The 21862-nt window shown below is 62.5% G+C and carries 13 protein-coding genes and 1 tRNA gene; 11 read left to right on the top strand and 3 right to left on the bottom strand.

All coding sequences use genetic code 11. The features are described from left to right. The first annotated feature begins 55 nt into the window (after positions 1-55). Entirely contained in the window at positions 56-1633 is a 1578-nt protein-coding gene (locus AruPA_RS08905; RefSeq protein WP_265636318.1) for a glycosyltransferase family 1 protein, read from the top strand. Here AruPA_RS08905 and AruPA_RS08900 read toward each other — a convergent pair. Continuing rightward, positions 1593-2315 carry an SIMPL domain-containing protein gene (locus AruPA_RS08900; RefSeq protein WP_265636317.1) on the bottom strand — a complete coding sequence of 241 codons (723 nt, stop codon included), beginning with the start codon at positions 2313-2315 and terminating at the stop codon, positions 1593-1595. The two genes, AruPA_RS08905 and AruPA_RS08900, sit on opposite strands and share 41 nt — an antisense overlap. 131 nt (positions 2316-2446) lie before the next feature. Here AruPA_RS08900 and AruPA_RS08895 point away from each other — a divergent pair, with 131 nt between their 5' ends. The 4 genes from AruPA_RS08895 to AruPA_RS08880 all read left to right on the top strand — a co-directional run bounded on the left by AruPA_RS08895 (position 2447) and on the right by AruPA_RS08880 (position 7708). After that, on the top strand, positions 2447-3634 hold the full coding sequence (locus AruPA_RS08895; protein WP_265636316.1) for a DUF563 domain-containing protein: 1188 nt from the start codon (positions 2447-2449) through the stop codon (positions 3632-3634). Then, a complete protein-coding gene (locus AruPA_RS08890) occupies positions 3631-4611 on the top strand; it encodes a hypothetical protein (RefSeq protein ID WP_265636315.1) in 981 nt (326 codons plus the stop codon). The genes AruPA_RS08895 and AruPA_RS08890 overlap by 4 nt, the downstream gene beginning before the upstream one ends. Before the next feature lie 224 nt (positions 4612-4835). After that, a complete protein-coding gene (locus AruPA_RS08885; protein ID WP_408858586.1) occupies positions 4836-6485 on the top strand; it encodes a DEAD/DEAH box helicase in 1650 nt (549 codons plus the stop codon). 32 nt (positions 6486-6517) lie between these two features. Beyond that, positions 6518-7708, top strand: coding sequence for an acyl-CoA dehydrogenase (locus AruPA_RS08880; RefSeq protein ID WP_265636314.1), 1191 nt, complete (start codon positions 6518-6520; stop codon positions 7706-7708). Positions 7709-7725: 17 nt separating this feature from the next. Here the strand turns inward: AruPA_RS08880 and AruPA_RS08875 are convergent, their stop codons facing one another. After that, positions 7726-8535, bottom strand: a complete 810-nt coding sequence (locus AruPA_RS08875) for an N-acyl amino acid synthase FeeM domain-containing protein (protein ID WP_265636313.1) — start codon at positions 8533-8535, stop codon at positions 7726-7728. Between the two features lie 170 nt (positions 8536-8705). Between AruPA_RS08875 and AruPA_RS08870 the strand changes: the two genes are divergently transcribed. After that, the gene (locus tag AruPA_RS08870) at positions 8706-11123 is read left to right on the top strand and encodes a bifunctional diguanylate cyclase/phosphodiesterase (RefSeq protein ID WP_265636312.1); all 2418 of its coding nucleotides are present in this window, start codon (positions 8706-8708) and stop codon (positions 11121-11123) included. On the opposite strand, the gene AruPA_RS08865 is transcribed toward AruPA_RS08870, so the two are convergent. Beyond that, positions 11017-13791 carry a hypothetical protein gene (locus tag AruPA_RS08865; protein ID WP_265636311.1) on the bottom strand — a complete coding sequence of 925 codons (2775 nt, stop codon included), beginning with the start codon at positions 13789-13791 and terminating at the stop codon, positions 11017-11019. The genes AruPA_RS08870 and AruPA_RS08865 overlap by 107 nt on opposite strands. Positions 13792-13852: 61 nt before the next feature. On the opposite strand from AruPA_RS08865, the gene mutS reads away from it, so the two are divergent. The 5 genes from mutS (at position 13853) to clpP (ending at position 21836) form a co-directional block, all read left to right on the top strand. After that, entirely contained in the window at positions 13853-16507 is a 2655-nt protein-coding gene (gene mutS / locus AruPA_RS08860; RefSeq protein WP_265636310.1) for a DNA mismatch repair protein MutS, read from the top strand. Between the two features lies 1 nt (position 16508). After that, positions 16509-19343: a [protein-PII] uridylyltransferase gene (locus tag AruPA_RS08855; RefSeq protein WP_408858589.1), complete on the top strand. Its 2835-nt coding sequence runs from the start codon at positions 16509-16511 to the stop codon at positions 19341-19343. A gap of 177 nt (positions 19344-19520) precedes the next feature. Continuing rightward, positions 19521-19602 (top strand) — tRNA-Leu (locus AruPA_RS08850). A 90-nt stretch (positions 19603-19692) separates the two neighbouring features. Beyond that, entirely contained in the window at positions 19693-21015 is a 1323-nt protein-coding gene (tig, locus tag AruPA_RS08845) for a trigger factor (RefSeq protein WP_265636308.1), read from the top strand. 158 nt (positions 21016-21173) lie between these two features. Next, the gene (clpP, locus tag AruPA_RS08840; protein ID WP_322784394.1) at positions 21174-21836 is read left to right on the top strand and encodes an ATP-dependent Clp endopeptidase proteolytic subunit ClpP; all 663 of its coding nucleotides are present in this window, start codon (positions 21174-21176) and stop codon (positions 21834-21836) included. Positions 21837-21862 lie beyond the last annotated feature (26 nt).

The raw sequence follows: 21862 nt of genomic DNA, 5'->3' as shown, positions 1-21862 counted from the left end.
CGTAACATATTGTTAACAATTGAGGATTTAATTTGAGTGAATCGAATCTATTGAAATGACAATTTGGATCGACATCGAGGATTTGCTGGTTCATTTTTATTCAACCACCAGACCCAGTGGTATTCAGCGTCTATGTTTTGAGATTTATCGTGAGCTGGCACGGAGTCATACCGAGGATCAACCGATCCGGTTCGTCCGCCATTTGCCGAACGGACGCGACTTCGAGGAAATTCGCTGGCCGGACGTCGAGCAGCATATTTCGAATGCGGTATCCAGTCAGCATGCGGCGGTTGAGCCCGCTGCGCCGCCGGCGGCGAGCGAACCCTCGGCACTGGAACTGCCTGACGCGCCGCCGGTATCATCGTTGCGGCAATGGGGCAGGCAATTGCCGGCCGACGTGCGGGCGCCGGTTGCCGCCTTTGTGCGCGCGCAGACCAACAGTGGCCAGGCGCTGCGGGCGAGCGCGCGTATGGCGCGTATGGCGCTGCGGGCACAGAAGCATGCGGCACGCGCGTTACTCGATATTTTGAAGGGAGGGCGCCGCTGCGCCGGGCTCGGTGGGAGTGGCGCGCTGATGCCCGCCGCGGGGCCGGTGCCTTCGCCCCTGCAGGGACCGGCCAATGATGATCAACCGGTGACGGGCGCGGCGCCTTCGAAAATCGTCAACGGGCGGCCGATCCAACCCGAACCGGGGGATATCATTCTCTCGATCGGTGCCTCCTGGCCGGGCGGCTATTACGCAGCGATGATCGCGGCGGCGAAGGAGCAGTATGGCGTGCGGTTCGCGGTCATGATCTATGATCTGATCCCGCTGAACTGGCCGGAGTGGGCGGTAAAGGAGTTGCGGCGGCAATTCATCGACTGGCTCGGCCCGATCATCGGGCTCGCCGATACGTTGTTCACCATCTCGAAAGCGACTGCGGTCGATATCGTTACGTTCGCGGCACGTGAGGGGATCGCGATCACTGTGCCGCGGATCGTGCCGATCGGCGTGACGTTTCCCGACCGCACGCCGCTGCCGCCGATTCAGTTTCAGCCTTACGTCCTGTTTGTCTCCACGATCGAGACGCGCAAGAATCACATCCTGATGTTCCGCCTGTGGCGCCGCATGTTGAACAACCTGCCCCGCGAACAGGTGCCGAACCTGGTGTTCGCCGGCAAGATTGGCTGGCTGACCCAGGATTTGATGGCACAGATCGAGAATTCGTCCTATCTGGACGGTAAGCTCAAGATTGTCGAAAGTCCGAGCGATCGTGATTTGGCCTCGCTGTATCAGCATTGCCTGTTCACGGTGTTCCCCTCGTTTTATGAAGGGTGGGGCCTGCCGGTGACCGAGAGCCTTTGCTTCGGCAAGACGGTGGCGGCGTCCAACCGCGCATCGGTTCCCGAAGCGGGGGGTGATTTCTGCGTGTATTTCGATCCGGAAGACATGAGCGATGCCTACCGGGTGATCACGCAGCTGATTCTGGAACCTGAGCGGGTTGCGGCGCTGGAGGCGCGGATTGCCCGCGAATTTGATCCGCCGTCGTGGGCCGACAGTGCGGCGGCGATTATTGCCGCGGTCGAGTCGGGGCCGGTTCGCGCGGCCGATGCTACGGCGCCGCGCGTAGGGTCACTGTCGCGGACAGATTGATCTGTTCGGTGATCGGGCCTGATCGCATTTGCGGCGCGGCGGATTGGATGCGCGCCGCCATCATGACCGGCCGGAACGGCGATTGGGTGGTCAGGCTGAGTTTGGTGATTGCGCTCACGTGATCACCGAGCGATTTTGCCGTTGCATCGGCTTCGGCGCGCATCTGGGCTACGGCATCCTTGATGGCTGCGGCCCGGGTTTTGCGGGCGGCGCTTTGGCTCAATGTCGCACCGATCGACTCGAGGGTCATGCCTTTGGCCTGCAACATGCCGATCATGCGGCGCAGGTCCTTTGCGTGATCGGAACCAGGTGACGTGGCGAGACGCAGATCGATCGTTTGGCTGGCATGCCAGGCGGCTTGTTTCGGGTCGGCCGGATAGACCTCGTAGCCGCCGGTGGTGGCGCGCAGCGCCTTGATCGCATTCGTCGCAGCCAGCGCGGCGGCCACCGCGCGATTGACCGCGGATTGAGCGGCGGCGGCGGTTTTCGCGGTTGCCTGCGCGGCCATTGTGGCCACCATGACGTCCGGCTTGTGGCTCGCCTGACCGGTGACGGACAGGGTGAGTTCGGTGGCGGTCCCGGCCTCTGCGGCCCGCGCGCGCGGGATCTGGCAGCCTATTGTCACGCCTGCGGCGATCAGTGCGGTGAGCGGGTATCGGGACGTCAGGGTTCGCAAAAGCATGCAGGCAGAATTGCCGATCCTGTGGTGGAATGCCATAGGCCGCACCCTGACATTGCAAATTAGACATCCGGCACCAAAACGGTATTGCCACCGGATCATCGGTCACGGTTGGCGGACAAGAATGGGGCGTTATGGACGGGCCAGGGATCAGTACCGGCGCCATCGGGCGATTCGAAGCGGACGCGCTGCCAGCCGCGGCGGGGTTTGCCGCATTCCGGCGGGCTGCGCTCGATCCAGCCGGTACGGACTGCCGGTTCGGCCATGCGCCTGACCGGTTGGTCGATGTGGTGCCGCATGGGTTGATCGAGGGTGTCACGGTGTTCGGCGAGGGGATGCCGGCGATTGCCGCCCTGCGGGATAATCCGGTTCACCGGCTCGCCGGCGTATCGAGCGTGCTGCTCAACGATGCCGTGCTGGCGCCGGATTCGATGGCGGTGATCGATTCGCACCGACGGTTCTTTGGTCCCTCGGTGGATAATCTGGCGGTGTGGAACCACCATCTGCCGACGGTGGATCGAGCGTTCGTCGATGTGGCTGGGGGCTGGTCGCTGCGCGAGCAGGTGGATGATAGCGCGGATGACGCGGTGATCGCCCTGCCGGTCGGCGGTGTCGGTAGCGTCAACTACGGGCATTTTCTTTATGACGGGCTGCCTGCCGTGCTGCTCCACCGGCAGTTGCTGGGGCCGCGTGCCGTCGTGGTAGGCCGGCCGTTGCTTGGATGGCAGGCGGAGGTTCTTGATGGACTCGGGTTGCTCGGCGGCTACCGCGCGATCGAGCGGCCGACCCGGTTTCGCAAGCTCGTCACCAGCACGATGGTGTCCTGGACGGTGTCTTATCCGAACCGCTTCGTCCGTGCCGCCTTCGACCATCTGCGGTTCCGGTTCGGGGGCGGCTCCGATCAGGGGAACCGGTTGATCATCGTACGGGATGAACCGGGTAATCGGCGGGTGATGGTCAATCGCGCGGAGATTCTGGCGATTGCGGCGGCGTTCGGCTTCGAGCCGGTCCGGCCGGCCGGTCTGAGCGTTGCCGCGCAGGTGCGCCGGTTTGCCGGGGCGCGGTGTGTGATCGGCGAATCGGGCGCGGGGCTTGCCAACCTCGGATTTTGCGATCCTGGCGCCAAGGTTCTGGAGATCCAGCCTGCGTGTTTCTCCGATGGCTGGACCCGGGCCGCGTGTCATTTGCTGGGGTTGCGCTGGCAGGTATTTTTTGCGACCTGCCGGACCCAGCCCGATCATGCGGCGGCGGGTGCGTTTGAATATTGGGTCGATCCGCTCGCGTTCCGGACGGCGCTGGCGCGGGTGTTCGGCGCCCCATGAGCGGGTCTGGCTTGTTTCGTCTGACCGGGTCGGGTTGGGGCGATCGGCTGCCGCGCTGGTCTGGGACGCCAGATGTTCCGACGCAGGAGATCGAGACGATCGCGCTCGAAGATGGGATCGTCGTGCCGGCGCCATTCGCCGTGCTGAATGCCGAGGGCCTCCTGCAACAGGGGACCATGCCGGCGACACGCGTGGAGCCTGCGCCGATGCTGGATGATGGCAGGGTGCTGGTGCCGCTCGCGGCCGGTCCGACTGTACCGCTCGGCCGGTTCATTGGTGAAAGCCTCGCCATTGCTTCGCTGCAGGGGGCTGCGGCGGCGGATGTCGGGTTTATCGGCGGGCCTTTGCTGGCGTGCCAGATTGATGCGTTGGTCACGCTCGGCCTGCTGGGGCGCTACATGCCGATTGCCGGGCCGGTTCGGGTGCCGCGGCTTCAAATGACCCGGCTGCCTGGTCGTGGGTCATTGCGCGCGATCCGTCCCGTCATCGAGGTGTTGCGGTTCGGTGTCGAGCCATACGAGGTCAGCAAACGGGTTGCGATGCTGGCATCGCCGGGTCGGAGCCGGTTCGGCAGGATCAATCAAGGCAGCCTGCACGCCTGGCTGCGGGCACAGTCGTTCGGGCTGCTCGATGCCTGGGCAATGACGCTGGGCGCGGATCAATTGGGTCTGGCCGATCTGATCGCGGTATTGGCGGCAGCGCGGGTCATTGTGATCGATGACCCGGCGCAGGCTGCGTTGCTCGGCTTTTGTGACCCGGCCGCATTGGTGCTTGAGCTTGGAGTCGAGGGCTGGGCCGACCCGACGATTGGCGCGATCGCCCGCCTGTTTGGCCTGGAATGGCGATTGAGCGAGGCGGCGCCGCCGCGGTATCCGGTGAAAGCGCGGCTGCCGGTCGGCGCGCGTCATATGCTGCGGACCGAGGTGGATATCGGCGCGCTCGATCGAGCGCTGCTGGATGACGGTGTGCGCAGGTAAACTGCTCGCGGCGATTTGGACCCCGACACCGTGGGGCTTGCTATGTGCGGCGCCGCGCCAAAACCGCTCAGACCGGGTGGCACAGGCCGTGATCTCTTGACTTTTTCGTGGTTTATCGAGATATGGGAAGAAGTTGGCGAGACATGATGCGCCGACTCTTTCATGCCTGATCCGGTTCTTTGTTGAGACCGGTCGCAGTCCTCTTATCCGAACTGGTCGTCCATTTGTCCGAATCTGAACATTTCGAAAACCCGATTTCGCAGCCTGCGGAGGCCGATGAGTATACGGCAACGCCTGGTGATGCGAACGATGCGCCTGAAACCGACGCGGGTTGCGAGGCTAGCGGTTTTGCGGCGCTCGGTCTGTCCGAACCGGTTCTGAAAGCGCTGGCCGAAAAGGGGTATCTCTCGCCAACACCGATCCAGGCGCAGGCGATTCCCATGGTGCTGATGGGGCGCGATGTGCTGGGGTGTGCGCAGACGGGCACCGGCAAGACGGCGAGTTTCACGTTGCCGATGCTCGATATTCTGTCGGGTTCGCGGGCCCGTGCGCGGATGCCCCGGTCGTTGATTCTGGAGCCGACGCGCGAGCTTGCCTTGCAGGTGGCTGAGAATTTCGTTCAGTATGGTAAGCATCTGAAGCTGACGCATGCGCTGCTGATCGGCGGTGAGAGCATGGGCGAGCAGCGCGATGTGCTGACCCGCGGCGTCGATGTGCTGATCGCTACACCGGGGCGGCTGATCGATATTTTCGATCGCGGGGGTCTGCTGCTGTCGGATGTGCGGGTGCTGGTGATCGACGAGGCGGACCGGATGCTCGACATGGGCTTTATTCCGGATGTCGAGCGGATCGTGTCGCTGTTGCCCAAGCCGCGCCAGACGCTGTTTTTCTCAGCGACGATGGCACCCGAGATTAAGCGGCTGGCCGATGCGTTTTTGTGGAACCCGAAGGAAATCACCGTCTCGAAGCCGGCTTCGGTTGCGACCACGATTACCGAGGGGTTGTTTCTTGTCGCGACGCAGGACAAGCGTGAAGCGTTGCGTCGCCTGGTGCGGACTGAGGATGTGCAGAACGCTCTGGTGTTCTGCAATCGGAAGCGCGATGTCGATATTCTTTATAAGTCTCTGACGCGGCATAAGTTTTCCGCCGGCCAACTGCATGGCGACATGCCGCAATCGGCGCGGTTCGCGACGCTCGAGGCGTTCAAGGCCGGCGAAATCCGGTTGCTGGTCTGTTCGGACGTGGCAGCGCGCGGCATCGACATCGGTGGCTTGTCGCATGTGTTCAATTTCGACGTACCGCATCATGCGGAGGATTATGTCCATCGGATTGGCCGTACCGGGCGCGCGGGGCTCGAGGGGCGGGCTTTGACGCTGGCAACGCCGGAAGACCGTCTGGCGGTCGAGGCGATCGAGAAACTGACGGGTCATGCGATACCGCCGCTGGTGGTGGAGGGGCTTGACCCGGTGGAATGGGCTGAGTCCGATAAGCGTGGGCGCCGGCGCGGTCGGGCTGCGCCGACCGCGGCGCCGAAATCGTCGGCGCGGCGGACGGCCCCGGTACCGGCATCAGAGGTTCAGGCCACAGCGGAGCGCGAGGACGCACGGCCTGCCGGGCGAGATAATGCGCGATCCGCGCGTGGGCGTGGTCGCGATGCGGTGCATGAAGCGCCGCGCGACGCCGGCCGGAACGCACGGCGGTCGCGCGATGGCGAGATGGGCGAGGACCGGGGTATTGTGGTGGGATTTGGCGAGGAGATTCCCGCTTTCATGCAGATCCGGCGGCGGGCCGTCAGCGCGATCGCCGATCCGATTGAGGCGGCCGGTTTCGATGACGACGGCACAGACAATGACGATACGGAGATCGCAGCGTGAACGAGATGCGCAAGCCTTCTGGGCCAGAAGCGATGAGTTTGGTGAAGAAGGGCGGATTTGCCGCGTTTGACTGGTCCGACCCGTTTCATCTCGACATGCAACTGACCGAGGATGAACGGGCGGTTCGCGATGCCGCCCACGAATATTGTCAGGAAAAATTGTTCCCGCGCGTGCTGCGGGCGTTCCGCGATGAAAAATTCGATCGGGCGATCGTGTCCGAGATGGGCGAGATGGGGTTTCTGGGCGCCACGCTCGCGACCCACGGCTGCGCTGACGTTTCCTACGTCGCTTACGGGTTGATCTCGCGCGAGGTCGAGCGCGTCGACAGCGGCTATCGGTCGGTGTTTTCGGTCCAGTCTTCGCTGGTGATGTATCCGGTTTCGGCGTTCGGTTCCGAGGCGCAGAAAGACAAATACCTGCCCAGACTGCGCAGCGGCGAATGGGTCGGCTGTTTTGGTCTGACCGAACCGGATGCCGGCTCTGACCCGGGTTCCATGCGGACACGGGCCAGAAAAGTCGATGGCGGTTATCTGCTCAGCGGGTCGAAGACCTGGATCAGCAACGCACCCATCGCGGATGTGGCGTTGGTCTGGGCGAAAGACGATGCGGGGGTTATCCGCGGCTTTCTGGTCGACCGGGGCAGCAAGGGGTTTGAGACGCCGAAGATCGAGGGCAAGTTTTCGCTGCGCGCCTCGGTGACCGGCATGCTTATGATGTCGGACGTGTTTGTGCCGGATGATCATATGCTGCCCGGCGTGAAGGGGTTGCGCGGCCCGTTCTCGTGCCTGAACAATGCGCGCTATGGCATTGCTTGGGGCTCCCTGGGTGCTGCCGAGTTCTGCTGGCACGCGGCGCGGCAGTATACGCTCGATCGCCAGATGTTTGGCCGACCCCTCGCAGCCACGCAGCTGGTTCAGAAGAAGCTCGCCGATATGCAGACTGAAATTGCGCTGGGTCTGCAAGGCGCGTTGCGGCTGGGCCGGTTGCTCGATGCCGGCGAGGCGGCACCTGAGATGATATCCCTGATGAAACGCAACAATTGCGGCAAGGCGCTCGACATCGCCAGGATGTCTCGCGACATGCATGGCGGCAATGGCATTGTCGATGAGTATCACGTCATTCGGCATATGATGAATTTGGAGACCGTGAATACCTACGAGGGGGCGCACGATGTGCATGCGCTGATCCTGGGGCGGGCGCAGACCGGATTGTCGGCGTTTTAAGCTGGTGGATCACGGCGTCAAACTCCGGACTGATGATCCGAGTTGGGTCGTTTGCGATTGACGATAAGGTCGGGCGCGGATGTGGCTGCGCCCCCGAACACTGGCACACGCTCGCCCGCGATCAGGCCGAGGTAAGTGTCATCCGACAGAGACATCTCCTTAAGCGCTAGCGTCCGGCCCGGGATGCCGCGATGCTCCTCGATCAGACAGCCCATCAACACGGTCTGGACATCGAGGCCCGGGTAATCCTTCGGTGGGGCGATCTCGCGAAAGCCCATGCGTTGATAGAAGCTGGTATGGTTTTTGGTCACGGCGGCGAAAATGACATCGGCGCGGAAGTGAAGGATCAAATAACCAGCGACATGATAAAGACCCAGGACAAGCGCGAGGTTTTTCGCGTGAAGAGGGCTGCGGGCCAGCCGCGTTATTTCGACCGCCTTCGTGCCGCAACCCCGATCGGCCCGTTGTCTTAAGAAATTCTCGATTTCGGTTTTGAACATCGCCGATGCAGGGAGCTCGCCGCCGCCTTCGTGATCGCTCCCGGCTTCCAGCAGGCAGACGCGAACCGATGCGGCCGGCTGATCGTCGAGATAGATGACGAGGGAACGGCTGGATGGTTTGGCATCGTGGGAGTCGACAAACAGTGTGACATCGCGTGGCTGAAGATATCCTGCGGCGAGGTATGCATCGTACCGCAGGCGTTGGGCTTCGTGGTAGCCATTTTCGTTGACCACCAGCCGTGCTGTGATACCATCCGAAGCTTTAGAAATCTTGAAATGCGCAATTGCGTCACTTTGCCGAGTAAGCCCGAGACTCGATCCATCCATTGGTTAACTCCGTTTTGAAAGATTGGGAAATGAGCAATAACAAGCGCGGCTTGACCAAATGTAAAGCCGTTAGCGCGCGTTGTGTGCTGGCTATATGAAGCAATATTTTTGAGAAGAGCGCACTTAGAGAGAATAATTTTTTGCCTAAATTATTATATATTTTTGTAGTTTTGAGCAGACAATTTATCGCCAAAATTTTTTCTTTGGACGTTGTCCCGCCTGAGCTAAGATTACAAATTTCTCGAGAAAATTTTGCTGTTCGGATCCGTCTGACGCGGGGGGCATGTGCGCTAGGCGCGACGGTCGCTACGGCTATTGAAGTCGAATTCAATAACCAAGGGCAATTAAAGTTTACAACTTTCTATTTTATTGGCCTTATATCAAATTATTTTATATTGTTTTTGACAACTATTTTTTGGAATCGATACGTCAATACTGACAAAAACTTTATCAAAATGAAATTATTTTTTAATTTTTTAATATTCATGCTGGGCAGCTTCTGGTCACTTTACTTAGTGTCAATTATAAAGACTTCGGCAGCGACCCAACAGGCTCTGATTTTGAGTATTATAATTGGTCTGATATCAACGACAATTTCGTCAGGACCATTGTCGTCTACACTGGTGTTCTGGTTACCTCTGACGTTGGGGTCGTTCTGTGCAATCGATGTCTCCGGACATATGCAAAGCCCGGCCTTCGTTATTTCGCTGTCGGGCTATACCGCGCTCGTGTTTTTCACGATGGTGTTTTTAAATCGAAAAATGCTCGAGCGCAGCGTCAACGAGATCAATCTGGCAAAAACAGGCGAGACGATTCGCATCCTGCTGCGCGATTTCGAGGAAAATGCCAGCGACTGGCTTTGGGAAACCAACACCGAAGGCGAAATCAAACATGTCTCGCCGCGCTTTGCTGAAGTCGCGCGCCAGCCCCCATCGGCCATTCAAGGTGATCTCCTGGCCTTTATGGCCGGCGGCGATCACACTCTAAGGAGGGTTCGTCCCGCGGAAGGTGACGTGTTTGAGCCACTGCGTCGGCGGATGATCGCGCGCAAACCGTTTCGCGATATGGTCATGCCCGTCAATATGGGCGGTGAACGCCGGTGGTGGTCGATGACCGGCAAGCCAGTTCAAGATTCCAGTGGTCGATTCATAGGTTACCGTGGCGTCGGCTCTGATGTGACCGCCGTTCATCGTTCACGCGAACGGATCGCGTATCTCGCGCGGCACGACAGTTTGACGGATCTGGCCAACCGCACAGAATTCAACAACGTCTTGACTCTGCTGTTATCTGAGAGTGCCCAGCCGAGCGCTGCCTTGCTATGCCTTGATCTGGACCAGTTCAAGGCGGTCAATGATAGTTATGGTCACGGGTTGGGCGATTCCGTGCTCCGCGCTGTTGCGCATCGAATCCGTGGCGCGATCCGCGATCGTGATGTTGCAGCGAGGCTCGGCGGCGATGAATTTTCGATCGTGCTGCCATCGGATGACGAGTTCGAGGCGACGGCGATCGCGGACAGGATTATTGATCGTGTGTCGCGGCCCTATAAATTTGATGGAGTGACCGTTGAGATTGGCGTGACGATTGGAATTGCGCTGGCGCCGCGCGATGGCAAAACGCCGGAAACTCTTTATCGTAACGCGGATCTTGCTCTGTACCGTGCGAAAGATGCCGGCCGTGGCACGTGGCGATTATTTGACCCTACCATGGATCGTCAACTGCAGGACCGCCGAGGTCTGCAGCGAGACATCAAGAGTGCGCTGCGAAATGATCAGCTTTTCGTGGAATTCCAACCTGTGATCGAGCTGGCCACGCGGTCGGTCGTTGGCCTCGAGGCCCTGGTGCGGTGGAAGCACCCCGATCGGGACATCATTTCTCCGGGTGATTTCATCGAGATCGCTGAACGTAGCGGGCTGATCGGCGCGATCACTGCGTTCGTTCTGTCGGAGGCCGCAGCGTTGGTCGCACAGCTACCAAGTTTCGTGGCGGTTGCCGTCAATCTGTCACCGTTGCATCTGCGTGAGGCCTGGCTGGTTGATCAGGTGTCCGAAATCATTCGCCACGCGGGCGTGGCGCCTGATCGGATAGAATTCGAAGTCACCGAGACGGCCGTGCTTGAGACCGAAGGCCGGACGATTGATAATCTGCATCGCCTGCGTGCGCTTGGCTGTCGTATCGCGATCGATGATTTCGGCACGGGCTACTCCTCACTCGCGACGCTGTCACGCTTTCCGTTCGACCGGTTGAAGATTGATCGCAGTTTTATCAATGATCTGGAAAACAATGCTGCCGATGCACCGATCGTGAAGGCGATAATTGACCTCAGTCAGACCATGGGTTTGCGCGTGACCGCCGAAGGCGTGGAAACCGAGCGGCAGGCAGACATCCTGACGCGGTATCAGTGCGACGACATTCAGGGGTTTCTCTATTCACCCCCTGTTCGCAAGGCAGAAGTGTTGCAGTTGTTCAAGTCAGGACAGACGATTACTGGTCTGAGTGTGGGTTGCGCCGTACCCGGACCTGCTGTGCGGCAAGCAACGCAAGCCAGGCGACCGCAGCAGCCAATGCCGCAGCACAGCTCATTCGAATGAAGGGGGGGCGGTAGAAAAAACGCACGCGGTTTGAGCCGGCGGGCAAGCTGATTGATTGAAAGATCGTCTTTGCAGGCGTGATCGGTACGGCGCGGCGGTCAACGCGGGCGTGCCAGCCGGGATAGGAAGCCTCCAGCCAGACCAGCCGCGATGGCGTGCTGCAATTGGTATCGACAACATCGATCCCGAGCGGTGTAAGGTGACAGGCGGGGCTGGCGGCGAACAAGGGCTGAGGATGAGGGAGGCGGTAGACGCGCATCACCCGGTTGTGGAAGACCAAGGGTGGGCGGTCGGGCGGTTCCATCACCAGGCGAAGCAGTGGCGCGTGGGGTGGCGTAATGCCGCGGAGCGCGAGCGCGGGTGGCGCGCTGATCCGGAACGCTCCCAGCCAGACGGCGACGGCCGATCCGCTTGCATGGGTGAAATGGTATGTCAGCGGCGTGGTACGCGGTACGGAGAGTGGCCGATCGAGCGGGATTGGCAGGTAGTGGTTATCCCGCGCCGTTGCCAGAGGGGCATGGCCTGTCGCGCAGACTTTGCCGGCGCAGAGTTTCAGCCGCAGCACCCCGCGGGCAGCGCCCTGATAGGTGCCGATCAGGACATCCACCCGATTGATCTGGCGCATGGCGACGGTCCCTGCCGGGATGGCGCCATCGAGCACCCCGCCGGCCGCAAGGGGGAACGGTATCTGGCCGACCGTCGTGAGGGGCAGGCGTGCCTGCGCGATGAACGGATCCTGGGAGGGCGGTGTGAGCACGTATTTGACCCCGATCGCCTGATATGAGGCCAGATGCCGCCGCAGTTCGGCACTCTGATCCGGCGGCACGACCGAGCGCTGCGGCCGGATGAACACCCCGTTTTGCAGGGCGGCGGCGGCGCGCGGCAGCAGCACACAGCCGATGCTGCGCGCCTGTGAGCCGGTGAACATCACCACATCGGCATAAGGGTCGAGATGGCGGTGGATATAGTCGTTCCAGGCAGCCGGTACGGGCAGCTCGTTCTCATCGATCGCGGCGAGCCCGTAGGCCGCTGGGTAGTTCGGACCGAACGGTTGCAGCGAGTAAAACCGTGCGAGCCCAAGATGACGCTGCAAATAGGCGACGCCGGTCTGGTCGATCGTGCCGTGGATCGGCGCGGCGAACTGGCTTAGGCCGGCCGTTGCGAAACCGTCGGTGCCGATGATCGCAGCGAGCATCAGCGCCGCGACCCGGCTCGGGCGGCGGGTCAGCATGAAGCCCGCGCCGATCGCGAGGATCAGCTCAGCGCCGGTGGCCCCGATCGCGAAGGCGGGCATGGCCGTGCCCGGGGCAAACCAGGCGTCCAGACTGCGCAAGGCGGGCACCACCGCGATCACCACGATCGCGAGGCTGAGTGCGATCAGGCGTCGGATCGCGCGCCGATCCATCGCACCGCGGGTCTGCCAGATATCGACCGTGATCGCGAGCAGGGTGAAACAGGCGAGTTCCATCGCTGGGCCGCAGAACCGGACGGCATTGGTCTGGCCCATCAACGGGATCTGATCGATCAGCCAGACCGCCGGCGGAAACCCCCAGATCCGCAGTTGCCAGATCAGGATATAGCCAGCGAGCAGACGCACCAGCCCTCGGCGATGACCGGGGCGCACGATGGCGACCAGCGCCATACAGCTTGCCAACGGACCGAACCAGCCGCCCAGCTGATTCCAGCTCGCCGTGATCAAATTAGACAGGACCGGCGAGACGCCCGGCGGTGTCAGTGCGCCCACCGGCCCGTAGATGAAAGGAAACAATTGCAGCGGCGCGCCCGGCGGCAGCAGCCAGAGCCAGCTGTATAAATCGGCATGCTGGCCCAGATACGACAGGCGCACATATTGAAAGAAAGGCACCACCAAGGGCAGGGTGAGCGCCAGCCCGATCCCGCCGCCGAGCGCAACCTTGCCGGCGAACCGCGCGCGCGCAGCACCGAGCGTGGCGAACCGCCAGATCGTCCACACTGCTGCAAGCGTACCATCGGCATACGCGACTTCCGGGTAGCCACCGTAAATCGAGTAGGCGAGTGCAAGTGGAATCAGGCCCCAGCCGAGGGCATGCCCGTCGCGTGCGGCACGCTGCGCCCGCTCGATGCCAAGCAGCAGCAGCGGTGCGAACGGCAGCGGACCCATCACGTGCGGTACGAGAAAGAATGTCGCCGACAGGGCATAGAACAGGCTGCCCAGGAACGCGGCGAGCCGAGTCAGCCGCAATTCGATCAGCAAGGCATAAGTGAACAGCCCGCACAGGATTTGCAGCAGGATCAGCAGCGCGAGCCAGCCGCGCCAGAACTTCAGCAGCAGTACGAAGGGCAGAAAGAACGACATCGTCTGCATTTCTGCCGCCAGCGGCATCCCAACGCCCGAATAGGGGTTCCACCAGGGCACAATGCCGTGCAACCAGTCGCGGGCGCTGAGGAACCCAAGTGGCTGCGTGATCAAGCCGATCGTGGGGTCGCGCCAGCCCGGCGCGCCCGGCAGCCAGCCGCCGACCAATCCGCGGGTCAGGAACTCGACAAACAGCGCGGGATTGCCATGCGCGATGCCGAGCAGCATCAGCGCATGGGCAGCGAAGGGCAGGGCGATCAACGCCAGGATCGGCAGTGAGTGACGGTTTTTGAGAGCGCGCTGCGGCGAGATCATGCCCGGCTCGGTTAACATCTCGGAACCATGCCAGCAATCAGCGCTTCGCACGCCGCGGCGGGTGGATTACACTGGCAGGATGGATGTCGATCGCGCCGCGGGCGCAACCCCCGCCATGGCGCAATGGTTCGCGGCGAAGGCCGAATACCCGGACGCGCTGATTTTTTTCCGGATGGGCGATTTTTACGAATTGTTCTTCGACGATGCCGCAGCGGCATCCGCGGCGCTCGATATTGCACTCACCGCGCGCGGCACCCATCAAGGTGAGCCGATCCCGATGTGCGGCGTGCCGGCTTCGCAACGCGATGTCTATCTCGCCCGTTTGGTCCGGCGCGGTTTTCGGGTGGCGATTGCCGAGCAGATCGAGGCACCGGCGGCGGCCCGTGCGCGGGCGGCGAAATTATCCGGTGGCAAGGCGCTGATCGAGCGCGCGGTGGTCCGGCTGATCACGCCCGGGACCATCACCGAGGAGGCGTTGCTCGATTCCGGCCGGTCCAGCCTGCTGGTCTCGCTCGCGCACGATGCCAGACAGATCGGCGTCGCGTGGATCGACGTTTCGACGGCGTCATTCGAAACCGCGCTGATCGAGCGCGATGAATTACCGGCGCTGCTGGCGCGGCTCGACCCCGCCGAGATTTTGAGCGCGGAGTCAGGTGGTCTGGGTGCGCTGGCCGCGCGGCGGGCCGAGGCCGAGGATGTGCCCGCGCCGGATGCGGCACGCCGGCACCTCGCGCGGGTGTTCGGCGTGGCGTCGCTGGACGCGTTCGGGGCGTTCTCGGCGCTCGAGGCGCAGGCGGCGGCGGCGGCGCTGCGCTATGTCGAGCGCAGCCAGGGCGGCAGCCTGCCGCGAATCGGGCGCCCGGTCCGCCAGAGCGAAACGGGGCTGCTGGTGATGGACGCAGCGACGCGCGCCAGCCTCGATCTGTTGCGCACCCGCGACGGCAGCGAGATGGGCAGCCTGTTCGGCGCGATTCGGCGCACCGTCAGCGCGGCCGGTGCGCGGCACCTGGCGCAGTGGATCGCCGGACCGCTCGATGCGCTCGAACCCTTGCGCGCGCGGCAAGCTGGCTGGCAGAGCCTGCTGGTGATGCCAGATGGCGTGAGGGCGATCCGCACCGCACTGCGCGGCGTGCCCGATCTGGCTCGCGCCCTGGCGCGGCTGAGCCTGGCCGCCGGCAGATCCGGCCGGCTCGCGCCGCGCGACCTGGCGCAGGTGCGCGACGCGATTGCGGCGGCAGAGACCTTGCGGGCGGCTTTGCCTTCGGCCTGTCGGGACGCCGGGCATCCGCTCGCGGCTGATGCGTTGGCCCTCGATCCATCGGCCGATCTGGCACAATTGTTGCGACGCGCCCTGGTGGAGGCTCCGCCGCAACGTGTGGGCGAGGCGCCGTCGATCGTCACCGGCTTTGACGGCGAACTCGATGCCGAGCGCCGCCTGCGCGACGATACCCGGCAGGTGATTGCGGCCCTGCAGACCGACCTCGCGACGCGGTACGGCGTCGCCAGCCTTAAGGTGCGGCACCATCATCAACTCGGCTACGTGATCGAGGTGCCATCGGGCGCGGTCGAAGCGCTGCGTGCCTTCCCCGAACTGGTGCTGCGCCAGGGGTTGGCCGCGGCAGCGCGATTTACCCAACCTGAGCTCTCCGACCTCGATCGTCGGATCGCGGAGGCGCATGATCGGGCGGCGGCACGCGAGGCGTTGATCCTCGATTATCTGCTGCGCCAGGTGATCGCGCAGCAAGAGGCCCTGGCTGGCTGCGCCGCCGCGTTGGCGCGTCTCGATGCGCTGCAATCGGCTGCGAGCCTTGCACAATCCGGCCGCTGGGTCGCGCCGAGCCTGACCATGGACAATGATTTCACGGTCGAGGCCGGTCGCCATCCGGTGGTCGAGGCGGCGCTGCCGCCCGGGGCGCGGTACATCGCCAACGATGCGGATCTGTCACCCGATCGCCGGCTGATGCTGCTCACCGGCCCCAATATGGCCGGGAAATCGACCTTTCTGCGCCAGAATGCGCTGATGATCGTGCTTGCGCAGGCCGGACTGCCGGTGCCGGCGGCCACGGCGCGGGTCGGGCTGGTCGATCGCTTGTTCTCGCGCGTCGGCGCGGCGGATGATCTGGCGGCCGGACGCTCGACCTTCATGGTCGAGATGATCGAAACCGCCGCCATTTTACATCAGGCCGGGCCGCGCAGCTTTGTCATCATCGATGAAATCGGTCGCGGCACCGGCACCCGCGATGGACTTGCGATCGCGCAGGCTGTGTTGGAAGCATTGCACGGCCAGATCCGGTGCCGAACCATTTTCGCGACACATTTTCATGATCTGGTACAGCTTGGTGCGGCGCTGCCACGGCTGCGCCCCTGCACGATGCGGGTGAAATCATGGCGCGGCGAGGTGGTGTTTTTGCACGAGGTGATCGAGGGTGCGGCGGAGCGCAGCTGGGGCGTGCATGTCGCGAAGCTCGCCGGTGTGCCGGATGGGGTGGTGCGGCGGGCTGACATGCTCCTGCGCGCGGCGGAACGCTCGCGTGCTGGCGATCAGGCGCTGCCGCTGTTCGCGGGGCTCGAACCGACGCCTTCGGTTCCGGTCGACGAAGCTTCGGTCTGGCGTGACGCGCTGGCCGCCGCGGCGCCCGATCACCTGACCCCGCGAGAGGCGCTCGATCTGATTTATGCGTGGCGACGAAAGTTTCTTGGCGAGGGCGTACAAGGCGCGGTAGAGAATGGATAGCATGTCAGATCTTACCAACCAGCCCCGCTTCGCCTCGGGTGGACTGCCGCACTCCCAAAGCGACACCAGTAACGCTGCGCGGGATGAGGCGCCGGCCGACCGGCCCGAGATCGCTGCTACCCTCCAATCGCTGATCCCGAAGGGGGCCATGTTGCCGCGTGATGCGGCGCTTGGTTTGTTTCGTCGACAACTTGGGCGGTTGCAGGCCCATGTGCAGACCCGGTTCGAACGTGGTGATCTCGGCGGGCTTGTTGCGGCAAGGTTGCTATCGGGGTTGATGGACGAATTGATCGCGGCGCTGATCGGCTATGCGCTGACCTTGTTGCCGATCGAGCCGGACGACCGGCTCGCCATCGCGGCGACCGGCGGCTATGGGCGTGCCACGCTTGCGCCGTTCAGCGATATCGATCTGCTGTTCCTGACTGACCATGAGCCTTCGGCGCGGGTCGAGCGCGCGGTTGAGTTCATCCTGTATTTTCTATGGGATCTGGGTCTCAAGGTCGGCCACGCCACACGCTCCACCGCCGATTGCCTGACCGAGGCGCAAGGCGATATCACGATCCGCACCTCGTTGCTCGATGCCCGTTGCATCGCCGGCGACCGCGCCTTGTTCGCGCATTTTCAGATCGCCTTCCGCGCTGATTGCGCCGAAGGCAGCCCGGCGGGTTATATCGCGGCGAAGCAGGAAGAGCGCGCGGCGAGGCACAAGCGGTTCGGCGACACGCCCTTCATGGTCGAGCCCAATATCAAGGAAGGCAAGGGCGGTCTTCGGGATCTTCAGACGCTGTACTGGGTTGCCCGCTACGTCTTCGGGACTTTTGCGATGACCGAGCTGGTCGGCCCGACGGCGCCCGGCGGCGGCATCCTCAGCGAAACCGAGGCGCGGGCTTGTAAGCGGGCTTGGGATTACCTTTGGACCGTCAGGTTTCACCTCCATTACGTTGCGGGCCGTGCCGAGGAGCGCCTCACCTTTGATCTGCAGCCGGTGATCGGCGCGCGCATGGGCTATACCCGCCACGGCCGGCAGGACGGCGTGGAACGGTTCATGCGCCACTACTTTCTGGTGGTTCGCGAGGTTGCGCGCGTTACCGGCGTGCTGGAACCGGCGGTTATCCGTGCAGCGCTGGGGCCACCGGCGATTGCGGCGGCGACTGATGCCGAACTCGCCAATGCCGGTTTTGTTCTTGCCGATGGCAAGATTTTGTTCGCGCCGGGCCGTGAGCCCATGGCTGAGCCGCTGCAATTGTTCCGCATTCTGCGATTTGCGCGCGACCGCGCGCTGGCGCTGCACCCGCTGGCTTTGCGTGCGATGATCCGTGGTGCGCGACGAACCGGGGAGTTACGCGGCAACCCGGCCGCGGCTGCCTTGTTTCTTGATCTGCTGTGTGGCGCGACCGAACCGGCCTCGGACGGTGCGACCTGGCTGACCATTCTCAATGAAACCGGTGCTCTGGGGCGCTATCTGCCGGACTGGCGCCGCATCGTCGGCCAGATGCAGTTCGATTCTTATCATGTCTACACGGTCGATATGCATACGATCCATGCGATCAGCGTGCTCAACGCGGTCGAGCGGGGCGATTTGGCGGAAACGCTGCCGGTGGCCAGCGGCATCGCGCAACATCTGCAATCTCGCCGGGCTTTGTATGTCGCGCTGCTGATCCATGATATCGCGAAGGGCAGGGGGGGCGATCATTCTGAAATCGGGGCCGAACTTGCGCTAAGCATCGGCCCGGCGCTCGGTCTCGAGCCTGAGGAAACCGAAATGGTCTCCTGGCTGGTCCTGCATCATCTGTTGCTGAGCCAGACCGCGTTTTCCCGCGATATCGATGACCCGAAGACGATTCTCGATGTGGCGGATGTCGTGCAGTCGCCCGAGCGTCTTCGTCTGTTGCTGATCCTGACCTGCGCGGATATCCGCGCCGTCTCGCCTAAAGTGTGGAACGGCTGGAAAGCGACCTTGCTGCGCGAAATCTACGCCCGCGTCGCCGAAGTGCTCGAAGGCGGGCTGGCCACCACCGAGCGGGACGTGCGGGTTGCCCGCGTCAAGCAGATGGTTGGTGAGTTGCTTGCTGACTGGTCGGGCGCAGATCGCGAGCAGTTTTTGAGCATGGGCTATCCCGGCTACTGGCTGAGTTTTGATCCTGACAGCATTGCCCGCCATGGCCGCCTGATCCGCGATGCCCGGGTTCGCGACCTGCCGCTGGTGGTGGCAACGATCCCCCTGCCGGCCCGCGCCGTAACCGAGGTCGTGGTCTATACCGCCGATCATGCGGGACTCTTCAGCCGCATCGCAGGGGCGCTCGCGGTCGCCGGGGCTTCCATCGTCGATGCGCGCATCCACACCATGACCGATGGCATGGCGCTCGATACGTTCTGGATTCAGGACGCTGGCGGCGGCCCGCTCGATGCGCCGCATCGGCTGGCGCGCGTGTCGGCGCTGATCGAACAGGTGCTGTCCGGTCGGTTGCGCCTCTCGGCCGAGATCCGCAAGGCGGGGCGGACCGTGGTCGGCGGACGGATGCGTGCGATTCATGTGCCGCCGCGGGTTGTGGTCGATAACAGTGCGTCGAACCGTCATACCGTGATCGAGGTAAACGGCCGCGATCGGCCTGGACTGTTGCACGATGTGACGGCGGCGATCAGCGGGCAGGGGCTGCAGATCGCCTCGGCCCATATCACCACCTACGGCGTTCGCGCGGTCGACGTTTTCTATGTCAAGGACGTGTTTGGCCTGAAGGTGGAGAACGAACGTAAACTCGCACAGCTGCGTAGTGCGCTGATCGCCTCGCTGGCCGATCGTCCGGAGGACGCGGCACGGGACCGCGCGACGGTTTAGGCGGCGCGAACCGTTACGGGGCGGTACTTGCTTGCCTTGCAGACAAACCGGTGGCTTGCGTTCGGCGTGCTCGGCCGCGTTCGGTCATCCCCTGCTTGTCGAATGTGCCAATCCGCGCTAGGTGCCCCCCGGGTTTGTCCTACGTCCGTTTGGGCGCGGGGCGATGGGTTAGTCGAGGCGGGCGTGGTGGAACTGGTAGACACGCCAGATTTAGGTTCTGGTGGCGTGAGCTGTGGGGGTTCAAATCCCTCCGCCCGCATGAATGAAGGCTCCGCAAGGTGCAGCGATACTGAGGCCGTGCTTCAGCACGGCCATCACAAGATGGCGTAACGTAAGGATTTTGTTGGACATGCAGGTTACCGAAACGCTGACCGATGGGCTGAAGCGCAACTTCACCGTGGTCATTCCCGGCAGCGATTTAAGCGAAAAGCGCGACAAGCGCCTCGCCGAATTGTCGAAGACGATGCAGATGCCGGGGTTTCGGCCGGGTAAAGTGCCGCTGTCGATGGTGCGCAAGCGCTTCGGTGAGGCTGTTGCCGCCGAGGTGCTCGAAGCCTCGGTGAACGACGCAACCGATAAAATGATGGCCGAGCGTAGCCTGCGCCCCGCTGTCTCGCCAAAGGTCGAAGTCGTAAACGCCGGTACCGAGGCCGATCTCGAGTTCAAGATTGAGATGGAAGTGCTGCCGGAGGTGACATTGCCCGACCTCAAGTCGCTGACGCTGACGCGTCCGGTTGCGCCGGTCACTGACGCCGAAGTGGATGAGGCGATTGCAAAATTCGCAGATCAACGCGCGACGCTGGTGCCTGTTGAAGAGGTTCGCCCGGCGGTGACCGGTGATATCGTGACGGTGGATTTCCTGGGCAAGCTCGATGGCACGCCGTTCGAGGGCGGGACCGCGCAGGATTCCGATGTTGAGATCGGCGGCTCCGGCTTCATTCCTGGATTCGCGGAACAGATCGAAGGCATGTCGGTCGGGGAGGAGAAAGTCATCAATGTGACGTTCCCGACGGAATATCACGCGGCTAATTTGGCGGGTAAAGATGTCACATTCGACATCACCGTGAAGGCGTTGAAGCAGAAAATTCCCGCGGTGATCGACGATGCGTTCGCCGAGACCAACGGGTTTGAAAACTTGGAGGAATTTCGTAAATTCTTCAAGGATCGGCTTGAGCAGCAGCGCGCCGGTGCCAGCCGCATGAAAGTGAAGCGCGCGTTGCTTGATGAACTGGCCAAGCAGGCCGACTTTCCCGCGCCGGAAACGCTGGTCGAGGCGGAATTCGCCGAAATCTGGCGCCAGGTGGAGGCCGAACGGGCCGGCGGTCGGCTCGATGCGGAAGATGCTGCGAAGGACGAAGAGACGCTGCGCGCCGAATACCGCGCCATCGCCGATCGCCGCGTGCGACTCGGCCTGCTCGTCGCGGAGATTGGCCGCAGTACCAATCTGCAGGTGACCGAGCAGGATCTGCGCCGCGCGATGATCAACGAAATGCAGCAATTCCCTGGCCAGGAAAAGATGATCATCGATTTCTACCAGAAAAATCCCCGCGCGATGGATCGTCTCCGTGGGCCGATTTTCGAGGATAAAGTCGTCGATCACGCGCTCGAACTCGCCACCGTGACGGACCAGGAGGTCACGGCCGAGGTGCTGTTCGCTGACGACGAGGAGTGATCAGCCCCCGCATGGGGGGTTTACGACAGCCCGATCTCGGCTCATCTTAAAGATCTGCGATGATGGTTCCGGCCTTGGTAAGGCGGAACCATGATCGGCAGGCATAGATTTTCATGCGGGTGCGGCCTTCCCGGCCCGCGACCAGGAGATAGACCCCGATGGACCGCGATCCGACCGAATATTACATGAACAGCCTGGTGCCGATGGTCGTCGAACAGACCGCCCGCGGTGAACGCTCTTATGATATTTTCTCGCGTCTGCTCAAAGAGCGGATCATTTTCCTGACAGGCACCGTCTATGATCAGGTCGGTTCATTGATCTCGGCGCAGTTGCTGTTCCTAGAAAGTGAAAATCCGTCGAAGGACATATCTTTTTACATCAATAGTCCGGGTGGCGTCGTTTCGGCTGGCCTCGCGATCTATGACACGATGCAATACATCAAATCGCCGGTTTCGACCGTCTGTATCGGTCAGGCGGCTTCGATGGGTAGCCTCCTGCTCGCGGCCGGCGAGAAGGGGAAGCGTTACGCTCTGCCGAATTCGCGCATTATGGTCCATCAACCGTCGGGTGGTGCGCAGGGCCAGGCGGCTGATATCGAAATTCAGGCCCGTGAGATCCTGACGCTGCGCCGGCGCCTGAACGATATCTATGTGACGCATACGGGTCAGACGCTGGAGGATATCGAAAGCGCGTTGGAACGCGATCGGTTCATGTCGGCGGACGAGGCAAAGATTTTCGGCCTGGTCGATGAGGTTATGGCGCATAAGCCGACCGGTCCATCGGAGTCTTCCAGCAAGGACGCCAAGAAAGAGGCGGCCTGATCGCGCATAACTGAGGCGGAATGTTG

The sequence above is a fragment of the Acidiphilium sp. PA genome (genome assembly GCF_026191915.1).
Classification (GTDB): Bacteria; Pseudomonadota; Alphaproteobacteria; order Acetobacterales; family Acetobacteraceae; genus Acidiphilium.
Note: the sequence above shows the minus strand (reverse complement) of the source record. Positions and strands in the feature narration are given on the sequence as shown.

Excerpts from the sequence above, each read along its gene's own strand:
- AruPA_RS08905 (WP_265636318.1), top strand. The coding sequence starts at position 56 with ATGACAATTTGGATCGACATCGAGGATTTGCTGGTTCATTTTTATTCA.
- AruPA_RS08900 (WP_265636317.1), bottom strand. The coding sequence starts at position 2,315 with ATGCTTTTGCGAACCCTGACGTCCCGATACCCGCTCACCGCACTGATC.
- AruPA_RS08895 (WP_265636316.1), top strand. The coding sequence starts at position 2,447 with ATGGACGGGCCAGGGATCAGTACCGGCGCCATCGGGCGATTCGAAGCG.
- AruPA_RS08890 (WP_265636315.1), top strand. The coding sequence starts at position 3,631 with ATGAGCGGGTCTGGCTTGTTTCGTCTGACCGGGTCGGGTTGGGGCGAT.
- AruPA_RS08880 (WP_265636314.1), top strand. The coding sequence starts at position 6,518 with ATGAGTTTGGTGAAGAAGGGCGGATTTGCCGCGTTTGACTGGTCCGAC.
- AruPA_RS08875 (WP_265636313.1), bottom strand. The coding sequence starts at position 8,535 with ATGGATGGATCGAGTCTCGGGCTTACTCGGCAAAGTGACGCAATTGCG.
- AruPA_RS08865 (WP_265636311.1), bottom strand. The coding sequence starts at position 13,791 with ATGTTAACCGAGCCGGGCATGATCTCGCCGCAGCGCGCTCTCAAAAAC.
- mutS (WP_265636310.1), top strand. The coding sequence starts at position 13,853 with ATGGATGTCGATCGCGCCGCGGGCGCAACCCCCGCCATGGCGCAATGG.
- AruPA_RS08855 (WP_408858589.1), top strand. The coding sequence starts at position 16,509 with ATGTCAGATCTTACCAACCAGCCCCGCTTCGCCTCGGGTGGACTGCCG.
- tig (WP_265636308.1), top strand. The coding sequence starts at position 19,693 with ATGCAGGTTACCGAAACGCTGACCGATGGGCTGAAGCGCAACTTCACC.
- clpP (WP_322784394.1), top strand. The coding sequence starts at position 21,174 with ATGGACCGCGATCCGACCGAATATTACATGAACAGCCTGGTGCCGATG.